Genomic DNA, 13,019 nt, shown 5'->3' on the forward strand with positions numbered 1-13,019 from the left:
GCCGTCAATCTCAGCGCACGGGTGAAACACCTGATAATGTGATGAACAAACTCTGACGATGATTGACGAAATGCGCAATTATTCAGGATAATGCCTGGAATGACGTGACTTTGCCAACCGTTTAGCGCTCAAGTTTGATGATCAGGCGTTGTTCGGGGTCCGCTCCGGTTCGGCGGACGCACGCGATCCTTCGGCGAGAGATGATCTACAACCTGCAGATCCTGCGCGCCCTGGCGGCCTACGCGGTCTTCCTGACGCATTTCGGACTGTACGCGGGCCCCATCCTGCCGAGGCCTGACGCCCTGGCTTTCGGAGCGGCGGGCGTGGACGTGTTCTTTGTCCTGTCCGGCTTCATCATGTTCGTGAGCACGGCTGGTCGGCGTGAGAGCCCTGGCGGGTTCCTACTCCGCCGGGCGATCCGGGTGGTGCCCCTCTACTGGCTCGTCACCCTTGCGCTGGCGCTGATCGCGCTTGCCGGACTGAAGCCGATCGGCATCGTCGAGCTGCGGCTGGACTATGTGGTGCAGTCACTGCTGTTCCTGCCGTTCTCGCGGGGCGGCTACGTCGAGCCCCTCAATTCGGTGGGCTGGACGCTCAATTACGAGATGTTCTTCTATGCCGGCTTCGCTGGCCTGCTGATGCTGGCAGGCGTGCGGGCGCGACTGATCGGCCTCGCCGCAGCCTTCGGCGCGGTGGTCCTTCTCGGCCTGGCGCCTGTGCCAGGGCTCTACTGGGCCTATTACACGAAGCCGATCGTGCTCGAATTCGTCGCCGGCGCGGCTCTCGGGTACGCCTATCTCCGCCTGGGGACGCCCACGCCCGGCTTTCCCGTTCGGCGGACAGCCGGCGCCGCCCTCGGGGTCGCAGGCGCCCTCATCCTCGGTGGCCAGGTCGTCGCGGGGGCCCTCGGCGCCGATCTGGAGATGACGGGTTTCCTGCGTCCGCTCATTTGGGGGAGTGCGGCGGTGCTGGCGGTCGGCGCGCTGCTTCTGCTGGAGCAGGGCGGCATCGTCCTGCGCGCGCGCTGGCTCTTCTCGCAGGGGAACGCCAGTTATGCGTTCTATCTTATCCACAACCTTATGTTGCACGTCAGCGCCAAGGCGGCGGCCATTCTGGTGGCGCCCGGTCCCCAGCGCGTCGCGCTGATCTTCGTCCTGGCCTTCAGCGCCTCCGTGCTCCTCGCGGAATGGCTGTTCCGCTGCGTGGAAAGGCCCATCGGAGCCGCCTTGCGGCGGGTGTGCGACGGGAGCCCACGTCCTGCAGCACTTCCCGGGCCCGTTCCTCTATGACTGGATAAAAGCCGCTTCGCGCGACCGCCCCCTACCCGGATCCCTAATAAAAACCTAAGACGGGTGACGAGATTTTCGATAATAGCATCCGTAGAGCATTATCTGTAAGTAATAATCGCTTGTGACGCTGCTTTAACACCTGGATCGATCATAGTATTTAAGTTCGAAGAGAGAATTCTCTCCTGGGTCGGTGGTCTTGCCGCCCGTCGGCGGAGATTCTCTGTGTCCGGCATGCCGGCGAGGATGGTTCGGATGCGCGTAGCGATCGTTCACGACTGGTTATACGTGGTCGGAGGCGCCGAGCAGGTGCTTCGCCAACTGCTGAAGATCTATCCTCAGGCGCATGTCTTTACCTTGTTCGACTTTTTGCCCGAGTCCGCCCGGGCCTATCTTGGCTACACGCAAGCGCGCACCAGCTTCATCCAGCGCCTTCCCTTCGTGCGTACGCGGCACCGGCACTACCTGCCGCTGATGCCGCTCGCCATCGAGCAATTCGACCTGTCGAGCTACGACCTCGTCATCTCGAGCAGCTACGCGGTGGCCAAGGGCGTGCTCACCGGACCGGACCAGCTTCACGTGTCCTACGTCCACTCGCCCATGCGCTACGCCTGGGATCTGCAGCACACCTACCTGCGGGAGAGCGGCTGCGCGAGCGGCCTCAAGGGCCTGCTTGCTCGCCTCATCCTCCACCGGATGCGTCTGTGGGACTACCGCACCGCGGCCGGGCCGAACGCGATCATCGCCAATTCCGGCTTCGTGGCGCGGCGGATCCACAAGGTCTACGGCCGTGGCGCCGAGGTGATCCCTCCGCCCGTCACCCTGTCCAGTCAGCGCTACGACGGGCCCCGCGGGAACCACTTCCTGGTGGCGAGCCGCCTCGTGCCCTACAAGAACGTCGAGGCCGTGGTGCGCGCCTTCGCACAGTTGCCCGGCCTCAACCTCGTGGTCGCCGGCACCGGTCCGGAGGCCGAGCGGCTGAAGGCGATCGCGACGCCGAACGTCACCTTCGCGGGGTTCGTCTCCGACGAGGAGCTGCGCCGCCTCATGGCCACTGCCCGCGCCTTCGTCTTCGCGGCCGAGGAGGATTTCGGGATCATCGTGGTGGAGGCCCAGTCGGAGGGCACGCCCGTCCTGGCCCTCGGTCGCGGAGGAGCCCGCGAGACCGTGCTGGTGCGGGGGCCGAACCGCACGGGCATGTTCTTCGATACGCCCGAGCCCGATGCCATCGCGTCCTGCGTCTGCGACTTCATCCGCCAAGAGGACAGTTTCACCCGCGAGGCCTGCCGGAACCAGGCGGAGCCGTTCTCCGCCGAGCTGTTCCGCATCCGATTCTCGCGCTTCGTCGACGAACAGCTCACGATGCATCGCGCCGCCTGCGAGCCACGCCTGCGCACCCTCCCTCGGCTCGAGGCTGTTCCCCGCTTCGAAGCCGTGTCCTGAGGAACGGCGCGCATGTCCCTTCTCACCCTCGACATGCCCGATCGCGCGCCGGTCGCCGGGCGCGTCCCCGAGCAGGACCGCGAGCGCGGCGGCGCCCTCATGGCGCCTCTCCTCAAGATCTGGCGCCGCCGCGTCCTGTTCGCGACCATCTTCGTCGCCATCCTCGGGCTCGCGGTGGCCATTCTGATCCGCACGCCGGCCCAGTACGTCGCGACCGGCTCCGTCATCGTGGCCGAGCCCGAGCCGGGCGCCAGCAACGCCTCGATGGCCTGGATCCAGAAGCTCGGCGACCCGGCCGATCTCGAGAGCCAGATCCTGGTGATCCGCTCGCCCCGCATGATGCGCCTCGCCGCCGAGAGCGGCCTCGCCGAGGCGGTGATGGCCGAGTGCCGTGAGACCGTCACCCGCGGGCACCCCGACCGGATCACGGAAAAGAAGAATGCCGTCTGCGCCAAGCTCGGTTCGGATCGCGACGCGCTCGTGGCGTATCTGCAGAAGCGCTACATGGTCGGCAGCGCCGGCCGCTCGCGCGTCATCGCCATCGGCTACAAGTCGCCGCTGCCCGAGGTGGCGCAGACGATGACCAACGCCCTCATCAACGCCTTCCTGGAAGACCAGCGCAACGCGCAGGCCTCGAGCCGCAAGGCGGCCACCGACTGGCTGTTCACCGAGATCAAGCAGCTCGACGCCTCGATCCGCGACGACGAGGCACGCATCCAGGCCTTCCGCCGCCGCAAGGGGCTTGTGAAGGGCGCGACCGGTCCGATCAGCGCCGAGCGCCTCACCGGGATCAGCCAGCAGCTCGCTGCCGCCGAGGCGGCCAAGGCAGATGCCGCCGCACGCCTGAAGGAGATCGAGGCCGACCGGCGCCGTGGCTCCGACAGCGCCCCGGCGGTCCTCGCCAGCCGCGCCGTGGGCGACCTGAAGCAGCAGATCAGCGGGGTCAGTGCCCAACTCGCCAATCAGAGCACTCTGCTCGGCCCGAACCACCCGACCGTTCGCGCTCTGCAGACCGAGCAGGCTAGCCTGCGCGCCCGGATCGATCGGGAGCTCGCCAACGTCGCCGACGGCCTGCGCAAGACCTACGAGGCCTCGAACACCCTGGCGCGCTCCCTGCGCGCCCAGATGGACAGCGCCAAGTCCGAGGCGGCCGCCGCGATGGACGACGAAGCCTCGATCGAGGGCATGGTCCGCAACGCGGAGATCAAGCGAGCGCGCTACGCCGACCTCGTCAAGCGGGCGAGCGAGCTGGAGACCGAGCGCCGCATCCTCACCGGCAGCACCCGCCTGGTGAGCCTCGCCGAAGTGCCGCAGGAGGCGTTCTCGCCCAAGCCCGTGCCCTTCCTCGCCGGTGCCGTCGTGTTGGCGACGGTGCTGGCCGCCGGCGTCGCCCTGCTGCGCGACCTCGCCGACCGCCGGGTCCGCACGCCCGCCCAGCTGGTGGCCGGCACCGGCGCTCCGGTCTTTGCTCAACTGCCCTGCCTGGATGGCGGCGGCCTGATGGGCCGTCTCTCAGACCGGCGCCGGGAACTCCCCCTGGCCGAAGCCCTCCAGCGGGCGAAGGCCGACCCCGGCATGCGGAACGTGCTGCGGACCCTCCACGCCCACCTGTTCCTGGCGGGGGGCGACGGCTCGCGCACGGTCCTGGTGACCTCGGGCAAGCCGCGCGAGGGCAAGTCCTTCACGACTTTCGCGATCGCCGGCCTCAGCGCCGCGAGCGGCCGCCGCGTCCTGGTGATCGAGTGCGACCTGCGCCGGCCTAACTTCGAGGCGTCCCTCGGTCTAGGGCGTAGCCCGGGCCTCGCCGGCGTCCTGCGCGGCGAGATCGACGCGGCGGCGGCCGTCATCGCCAAGGACGGATTCGACGTCATCCCGGCCGGCGTCCCGACGCCGGACTCGACCGAGCTCCTGATGAATCACCGGATGGCGAACCTCCTGCGCTGGAGCCGGCGCTACGACCTCGTGCTCCTCGACAGTCCGCCGACCAGCCTGCTGATGGATGCCTGCATGCTCGCCCGTCACGTGGACGGCGTGCTCTGCTGCACCCGTGCGGGCCGCTCGCAGCTGTCCGACACGATCGAGACCGTGACGAGCCTGCGCAAGGCTGGCGGCGCCGTCCTCGGCATCGCCATGACGATGGTCAAGTCCGGCGGCCAGCCGGCCTACGAGGCGATGCCCCTGTCCTTGCCGCATCGCGCGGGAGCCGCCTGATGGCCGGGGTGCTCTCCACCGCGGTCGTGTCCGAACTCGCGCCCGCCGCGCCTCCGATCGAGACGCGGGCGGCCTACCCCCGGGTGCTGTTCGTCAGCCACACCGGCACCATGTCCGGAGCCGAGCTCGTCCTGCGGGACGTCGTCCAGGCCTGGCCGGACTCTCAGGCGTTCCTGTTCGAAGGCGGTCCCCTCGCCGATGCCCTACGGGAGGCCGGCCTGACGATCCGTCTCGCCGCACCGGGCGCCGATCTGTCAGGCTTGCGCCGAGATGCCTCCCCGCTGCACGCCCTTCCGGTGCTCGGGCGCCTCGCCCGTCTGGCGTGGGACCTCGCCCGGGCGGCGCGTGGCTGCGACGTGGTCTATGCCAATTCCCAGAAAGCTTTCCTGCTCGCGGCCCTGCCCGCGCGCCTCGTCGGTCGCCCCTTGGTCTGGCACCTGCACGACATCCTCGACGGCGCTCATTTCGGCCGGGCGCAGCGGATCATCCAGGCCCGGCTCGCAAATGCCTGCGCGGCGCGCGTCGTCGTCCCCTCGCGGGCCGCGGCCGAGGCGTTCGTACAGGCCGGCGGCCGCCGCGATCGGGTGACGGTGGTGCCGAACGGCCTCGACCTGACCCCCGACCCGCGCCCCGCGGCCGAACTGCGCGCGGAACTCGGCCTGCCGGTCGGTCCCCTCGTTGGCGTGTTCAGCCGTCTCGCGCCCTGGAAAGGGCAGGACGTCGTGATCGAGGCGCTCGCAGTGGTGCCGGGCCTGCGCTGCGTGGTGGTGGGCTCGGCCCTGTTCGGCGAGGAGGCCTACGCGGCGACCTTGCGCGATTTCGCGGCGGCCCGCGGCGTCTCGGACCGGGTGCTGTTCCTGGGCCAGCGCAGCGACGTGCCCCGCCTGATGCAGGCCGTCGATGCGGTGGTCCATCCCTCCGTCGATCCCGAGCCGTTCGGCCGGACTCTCGTCGAGGCGATGCTGGCCGGCGTGCCGGTGGTCGCCACCGATGCCGGTGCCTCCAGCGAGATCCTCGACGGCGGAGCCCTCGGCACCCTGGTGCCGCCCCGTCGACCCGATCGCATCGCCGCCGCCCTCAGCGAGATCTTGGATCGCCCGGAGGCCTTCGCGGAGCGCACCCGTCTGGCCCGCGAGCGAGCCCTTGCCCGCTACGGCGCCGCCCGGATGCAGGACGACCTCGCCGCCCTGATCCGCCAGGTCGCCGCCCGCGCGTGACGCATACAGGCCATCCCCTCTTCCGAAGCTGCCGAGCCACGATGATGCGCGTTCTCGTCAACATGCCGAGCCAGCACGGGGGGCGCCCGTCCGGCGTGGCGCTGGTCGCCTTCCGGGTAATTGCCGGGCTGCTCGACCGGGGCAACGTCGCTGTCGTCCTGCGCTCGCCCTGGACCCGCACGCAACTGCCCGAAGCGATCCGCGACCGGGTCGCGGTCCTGACGGTGCCGCGCCCGCGCCTGATGGTCCTCGATGTCCTGCGCCAGGCCGTCACCGTCCCGGCCCTTTGCCGGGCCGAGGGAATCGACGTGGTGCTGAACGCCGATCCCTACGGTGCGGCCTTCGGGGGCCGGGCTCGCGTCAGCGTCGTGCATGACCTCTACTTCCGCACACTCCCGGACTGCACTGGGTGGCGCGAGGCGCTCACGACGGACCTGATCTTCCGGCTAGTTCTCGGCAACAGCGCCCGCGTGATCGCGGTCTCGGACACCACCCGGGACAGCCTCGGGCAGTTCTACCCCTCCTTGCGCGAAAGGGTCCGGACCGCGCCCTCCGCGGCCATGCTCGATGCGTCGGCATCGAGCGGCGTCGCGCCCGAAGCCACGCGGGGCGCCTACGTCCTGGCGGTGGGCAATGCCACCCACAACAAGAACTTTGCCACCCTGGCGCGGGCGGCCGCGGCGCCCTCCCACACCCATCCCGACCTCGCCATCGTCCATGTGGGCGAGGACCCGCAGGAGACCCTCGCGGCGGCCCTGGCGGGAGCGCCGGTGCGGCTGACGCGCCTGTCGCGCATCGGCGAGGATCGCCTTGCCAGCCTTTACCGGGGCGCCCTCTGCCTGTGCGTGCCCTCCTTCGCAGAGGGATTCTGCCTGCCGGTGCTCGAGGCGCAGACCCTGGGCTGCCCGGTGTTGTGCTCGGATCGCTCGGCGACGCCCGAGATCGCCGGGGACGGTGCGCTCACCTTCGATCCCGCGGATCCCGCCGCGCTCGCCGCGGCCCTGCGCCGCCTCCTGCACGAGCCCGGCCTGCGTGCCGACCTGATCGTGCGCGGCCACGCCAACGCCCGCCGCTACGACTGGGCCGAGACCGCCCGGCGCTACGAGGGCGTGCTGAGCGAGGCGCTGCAGGACGCCGCCCGCCCGATGCCCGCCGGGGAGGCCGCGGATGCGCATCCTGCACCTTAGCTCTCTCTACGCCCCCGAGCAGGTCGGTGGCGCCGAACTGATGGTGGAGACCCTGGCCCGGGTTCAGGCCGGCCTCGGCCATGCCGTTGCGGTGGCCTGCGCCTCGCGCCGGTGGGAGGCCCCGACCCTGCAGGACGGAGTCACCGTCTACCGGACCGGACACGGTACGCCCTTCCACAGTCTCGACTGGCCGCGGCACGGACGCCTCGACCGCCTCCGCTACAAGCTCGCCACGCAGTGGAACCGGCAGACGCTGAGCCGGATGGAGGCGGCGGTCCGCGACTTCGCTCCCGATGTTGTGAACACCCACTCGATCTCGGAGATCACCCCGGCCGTCTGGCCGATGCTCCGGCGCCTCGGCATTCCGGTGGTCCACACGCTTCACGACTTCACGAGCCTGTGCACCAACGGGGCGATGGCGAAGCACGGACGGGCCTGCGTCGGCCAGCACCTCAAGTGCCGGCTCTACGCCGAGCCCCACCGCCGGTGCCAGCGCGCGGTTTCCGCGGTTGCGGCAGTCGGCACCGACATCCTGGACCGGCACCTGGCCGCCGGCTTCTTCACCGCGATTCCCCACCCGCTCCGCCAGGTGATCTGGAACCCGATCGCCCCCGGCGGTCCCTCCGCACGCCAGCCGCGCCGGTCCGGCGATCCGGTCGTGTTCGGCTCCCTCGGACGCATCGAGGCCTCGAAGGGCACCGACGTGCTGCTGGCGGCCTGCCGCCACCTGCCACCCGAGGGCTGGCGCCTCGTCATCGCCGGCCGCGCGGCGGATGGACTGGAGCGATACCGTGCCCTGGCCGAAGGGTTGCCGGTAACGTTTGCCGGGTATGCCGACAAGGATGCCTTCCTCGACGCCATCGACTGTCTCGTCGTCTCGCCGGTCTGGCCGGAAGCGTTCGGCCGCACGGTGGCGGAAGCCTACGGTCGCGCCGTGCCGGTGATCGGTACCGCCGTGGGTGGAATCAACGAGCAGGTCGGCCCCGGTCCCTGGCTCGTCCCTCCCGGCGATGCTGCCGCCCTGGCCGCCGCGATGGCGCGGGTCGTGGCCGCGCCGGAGTGCCTTTCCGACGGTCTGTCCCGTGCCGAAGCCGTTCGATCGGGCACAGACCCCGACGCCGTCGCCGCCGCCTATCTCGCACTCTACGCCGCCGTTCGCGCTGGCGTCGCGGCCTCCCCCCATCCTCTCCCGCCGGTGGCCTTCTCCGAGCCTCCGCGTCTCGACGAGTGTCGCCCATGACCGCTTCCGTGATGACCGCTTCCGAGATGGCCGCTGCCCCGATGACGGCCTCGGGCCTCGCCCGCGCCCCGCTGGCGCCGACCGCTGCGCCGGCTCATGCAGCGCGCGGCGTGGAGGGCGCCGCGCGGATCGCCGCCACCGGGCCGCTGCGCATCCTGCATCTCAGCGCGCTTTACCCGCCCTACATCGTCGGCGGTGCCGAGCGCTCGGTGGAGCACCTCGCCGAGGAATTGGTCACGGCCGGTCACATTGTGGCGGCGGCCTGCATCGCCCGGGAGGCCGAGCCCAAGACCGTGCGCAACGGCGTCACCGTCTACCGCATGGCCCACAACAACGATTTCTGGCTGGAGGACTGGCCCAAAGCGACGCGGGTCGGCCGCACCTGGGCCAAGCTCAAGCAGCAGTGGAATTTCGCCATCGCCGCCGAGTTCGGCCGCGTCCTCGACGACTTCCGGCCCGACATCGTCAACACGCACTCGTTGCTCGACGTCTCGACCCTGGTCTGGCGCGAGGCGGCCAAGCGCGGCATCCCGATCGTTCACACGGTCTGCGAATACGACCTGATCTGCGGCAATGCCGCGATGTTCCGGCACGGCAAGCCCTGCACGCACTGGCACCTCGGCTGCAAGGTGGTGAACGCCACCAAGCAAATCACCAACCGGGCGGTGGGGGCCGTGGTCAGCGTCGGGACCGAGATCCTGAAGACCCACGTGGATCACGGCCTGTTCCGCCATCTTGCGCCGGAGCGCCGCCGGGTCATCTACTATTCCTGCACTGTACCGGATGGCGATCCCGAGGCGCGGCGGCGGATCGACCGCACCGGCCGACCGCTGACGTTCGGCTATCTCGGCCGCATCAACGTCGAGAAGGGCGTCGGCACCCTCGTCGACGCATTCCGTGCGGTCGGACCCGGCGACTGGCGCTGTCTCGTGGCCGGCCAGGCGATGGACGACTCGATCGACCGCTTCAGGGCGCAGGCCGAGGGCCTGCCGATCGAGTTCGTGGGTTGGGCCAAGCCCGCCGATTTCCTCAGCGAGATCGACGTGCTCATCGTGCCCTCGTTCTGGGCCGAGCCCTCGCCGCGGACGATCTACGAGGCCTACGTCATGGGCGTGCCGGTGATCGGTGCGGCCTCGGGCGGCATCCCCGAGCTGATCGGCGAGGACAACGCCGCGTGGCTGTTCACGCCGGGCAACGCGGCCGAACTCGCCGACCGGGTCCGGGCCGTGATCGCCCGCGGTCGCGTCGACCTGCCGGACGAGCGCAGCTTCCAGCACGTCATCCGCGAATCGACCTCCGAGCGCGTGGCCGAGAAGTATCTCGACCTCTACGCCGAGCTTGTGGACGAGCGCCGGGCCGACCGCGCGTGAGCGCCAACGCACTGCTTCCGGGGCAGGCCGCCACCGCACCGGCCTCCCTCGGTGTCACCGACGAGCCGGACGTCTCCGGCCGCTCCTTCGCGGCGGCCCGGTGGGTGGCGGTGGCCTCGGTCGGCAACGTCGTGCTCAGCTTCGGGGTGTTCCTGGTCCTGGCCCGACTGATCGAGCCCGCCGAGTTCGGGCTCGTCGCCGTCGCCGCCGTCTTCATCGACATCCTGCAGATCGTCGCCCGCGGCGGCCTGCCCGATGCGGTGGTCCAGCAGGCCGACCTCGACGAGGCCTTCGCCGCCACGGCCTTCTGGGTGACCCTGGCCTCCAGCGTCGTCTACGCGGCGGCCCTCGTCGGCCTTTCCTGGCCGATCGCCTGGTTGCTCGACCTGCCCGAACTGCGTCCCGCCCTCTGCGCGCTCTCCGCCTGCTTCGTGATTTCGGCCCTGGGCGCGATCCACGAGGCGCGCCTTCAGCGCAGCTTCGGTTTCCGCAAGCTCGCCCTGCGGGCGCTGGGCGCGAACATCCTCGGGGGCGCCGCTGCTCTGGCCCTGGCGCTCGCGGATTACGGAGTCTGGAGCCTGGTGGTCCAGCGCCTCGTCGCCACCGGAGCGACCACGCTCCTGACCTGGGCGGCGATGCCCTGGATCCCGGCCCGGCGCCTGGATCTCGCAGCGGCCCGGCGCCAGCTCGCCTTCGGCTCGCGGGTCTTCTCCACCAACCTGCTGCTGGTGTTCTCAATCCGCAGCCAGGAGGTGATCGCCGCCTATTTCCTGTCCACCACCGATGTCGGTCACCTGCGCCTCGCCTGGCGCTGTATCGATCTCGTGAGCCAGGTCGCGGTGATCCCGTTCTCGGCCGTCGGGCTGACCACCTATGCTCGCCTGCAGGATCGCCCCGCCGACCTCGCCGCCGCCTTCCACGACTTCACCCGGACCTCGGCGTTCCTGGCGCTGCCGGCCTTCTTCGGCATGGCGGCCGTGGCCCCGACGCTGATCCCGTTCCTGTTCGGCGATCAGTGGCACGATGCGGCGCCGGTCCTGCGCATCCTCGCGCTCCTGGCGCCGGAATTCGTCGTGACCTCCATGCTGTGGATGATCTTTACAGCCCTGGGCCGCAGCGGCACCGCCCTGAAGCTCGCCGGCGTCCAGTTCGGGATCGGAGCCGTGGCGGCGATCCTCACCGGACCGTTCGGCCTGTCGGCCCTCGTCATCGGCCACGTAGTCCGGGCCTACCTGTTCTCGCCCCTGATCGTCGCGCGGGCGGGGCGCTTCGTCCCGGTGAGCAACGGGGGTCTCGTCGGGGTGCTGCTGCCCGCCACCGCCTGCGCCGGCGCCATGGCGGCCCTGGTGCTCCTAATGCAGGAGCCGATCCATGCGGCCCTCGGCGACCGCCTCGGCCTGTTCGCCTGCGTGAGCTTGGGCATGGTGGCCTATGGCGCCCTCGCCCTGGTCTTCCTGCGTCCCACGGTCCGCGCGGCGCTCGGGTTCTTCGTCCGCCGCGGCGGCTGAGCCGGGCGCGTTCCGCCGCCTGCACGCTTCGCAAACCTTTGCGCGCGAGAGTGGGCGCATGGTCGGAGGCGTGCCCCCGCCGGGTGCACGGCGTATTCTCGGAGGGTCCGGAGCGATGACGGGGCCAGCGGAGCCGATTGCGGTCGGGATGCAACGGACGCGGGCGGTGCCGATCGTAGCCGACCGTGCCGCCGTGTTCCTGCTCGGGGTCGCGTTGCAGCTCAACGTCCTGACGTCGAGCTTCGGATTGCCGGTCCAACGCCTGTCGGACCTCCTGCCCTTCCTGCTGATCCCTTGGTTCGGCCTGCGCCGCGCCGTGATCGCCGAGGGGCTGCGCCAGGCTGTCCCGATCGGTGCCGTCGGCAGCCTGATCGCCCTCTCGCTGGTGCTGAAGGCCGAGATCCAGGCAGGCGACGTCTACCTGACCCTCGTCCTGCTGCTCTACTTCGTCCTGGCGATGATCCTGCTCGTGATGTTCCGCGACCGGAGCCTGGAGAACGCCTTCTGCTGGGGCCTTCTCGCAGGCCTCGGCGGATCGCTGGTCGTCCTGCTGCTCTCGTCCTCCGGACTTCCGCTGGACCGCTTCGGCCTCGGAGTTCCGACCGACGGCCTGGACGAGGAACTCAAGCTCTTCGTCGAGGACAAGCAGGGCGGCCTCTGGGCGTCGGGAAACGAGACCGGCCACGTCTTCGCCCTCGGCGGGGCCGCGGCCCTGCTGCTCAGCCTGCGCTACCGCCTGAACCTGATCTACCTCGCCTATTTCGCGGCCCTGCTGGCGAGCTTCCCCCTGACCAACAACCGCTCCGGGTTGTTCATGCCGGTGCTGATCCTGCTGGTGCTGATGCGCCGGAGCATCCGGCTGCAGGTGGTGCTACCCGTCCTCGGGGTGCTCGGGATCCTGCTCATCGGCTTCTCGATGACGGGCGAGATCCCCCTGCCCCAGAAGCTGGCGCAGTCGATCGAGACGCGCTTTGCCGGCGACGGCAACGTCTCGGGCAACGCCGACGAGCGCTTCATCTCCGGCTTCACCGCCCTGCAACTTGTGGCCGAGTACCCGTTCGGCGTCGGCGAGACCACGCGGCGCGAAGAACTCCGTGCCCTCACCGGGCTCGTGACGCCGCATAACGGCTTCATCTCCCTCGCGCTCCAGAGCGGCATCGCGACGGCCCTGCTCCTCCTCGCCGCCCTGGTGCGCATCGCCCTCGCACCCGCCGCTGCCGGTCCCTTCGCCGCCTACACGGCCCTGTTCCTGGTGCCCTCGATGATGTTCGAGGAACTGTCGGTGAACCAGTACTTCCTCTTCTTCATGGCGGTGCTGCTGGCCTCCCTGGTCGTGCGGTCCGGCCCGGCGCCAGCGCCAGGGCGCTGAGGGGCACGGGTGCCGCGTCGACCGATCCGGTCGTTCAGAACTCCTGATCCGGGACTTCACCTCTCCCGGTGTCCCCGTTTCGCCGTGTCCATTCGCACGCGGGCCGCCACGGCATCCTTGACCCAAACTCTTCGCCAAAATAGATTATGATCGTAATCTTAGGGCGGCGGACGGTCCGGCTGCGGAGG

At 69.9% G+C, this 13,019-nt stretch carries 9 protein-coding genes; all 9 read left to right on the forward strand.

Annotated features, from left to right (window positions below; translation table 11 throughout):
* Positions 1-200: 200 nt before the first annotated feature.
* The 9 genes from CRT23_RS09820 to CRT23_RS09860 all read left to right on the forward strand — a co-directional run bounded on the left by CRT23_RS09820 (position 201) and on the right by CRT23_RS09860 (position 12,831).
* Entirely contained in the window at positions 201-1,289 is a 1,089-nt protein-coding gene (locus CRT23_RS09820; RefSeq protein WP_103709538.1) for an acyltransferase, read from the forward strand.
* Positions 1,290-1,541: 252 nt separating this feature from the next.
* Positions 1,542-2,729, forward strand: coding sequence for a glycosyltransferase (locus CRT23_RS09825; RefSeq protein ID WP_055949853.1), 1,188 nt, complete (start codon positions 1,542-1,544; stop codon positions 2,727-2,729).
* Positions 2,730-2,741: 12 nt separating this feature from the next.
* The gene (locus tag CRT23_RS09830) at positions 2,742-4,940 is read left to right on the forward strand and encodes a polysaccharide biosynthesis tyrosine autokinase (RefSeq protein WP_103709539.1); all 2,199 of its coding nucleotides are present in this window, start codon (positions 2,742-2,744) and stop codon (positions 4,938-4,940) included.
* A 110-nt stretch (positions 4,941-5,050) separates the two neighbouring features.
* Positions 5,051-6,157, forward strand: a complete 1,107-nt coding sequence (locus CRT23_RS09835; RefSeq protein ID WP_245436115.1) for a glycosyltransferase family 4 protein — start codon at positions 5,051-5,053, stop codon at positions 6,155-6,157.
* Positions 6,158-6,201: 44 nt separating this feature from the next.
* On the forward strand, positions 6,202-7,344 hold the full coding sequence (locus CRT23_RS09840; RefSeq protein WP_245436116.1) for a glycosyltransferase family 1 protein: 1,143 nt from the start codon (positions 6,202-6,204) through the stop codon (positions 7,342-7,344).
* A complete protein-coding gene (locus tag CRT23_RS09845; protein WP_103709542.1) occupies positions 7,325-8,584 on the forward strand; it encodes a glycosyltransferase family 4 protein in 1,260 nt (419 codons plus the stop codon). The genes CRT23_RS09840 and CRT23_RS09845 overlap by 20 nt, the downstream gene beginning before the upstream one ends.
* Positions 8,581-9,954, forward strand: coding sequence for a glycosyltransferase family 4 protein (locus tag CRT23_RS09850; protein WP_245436099.1), 1,374 nt, complete (start codon positions 8,581-8,583; stop codon positions 9,952-9,954). Before CRT23_RS09845 ends, CRT23_RS09850 begins: the two co-directional genes overlap by 4 nt.
* On the forward strand, positions 9,951-11,462 hold the full coding sequence (locus CRT23_RS09855) for a lipopolysaccharide biosynthesis protein (RefSeq protein ID WP_103709543.1): 1,512 nt from the start codon (positions 9,951-9,953) through the stop codon (positions 11,460-11,462). The genes CRT23_RS09850 and CRT23_RS09855 overlap by 4 nt, the downstream gene beginning before the upstream one ends.
* A gap of 166 nt (positions 11,463-11,628) precedes the next feature.
* Positions 11,629-12,831 (forward strand): O-antigen ligase family protein, encoded by a 1,203-nt coding sequence (locus CRT23_RS09860; protein WP_245436100.1) that lies wholly within the window; start codon positions 11,629-11,631, stop codon positions 12,829-12,831.
* Positions 12,832-13,019 lie beyond the last annotated feature (188 nt).

This window comes from Methylobacterium sp. V23 (genome assembly GCF_002917135.1).
Lineage (GTDB): Bacteria > Pseudomonadota > Alphaproteobacteria > Rhizobiales > Beijerinckiaceae > Methylobacterium.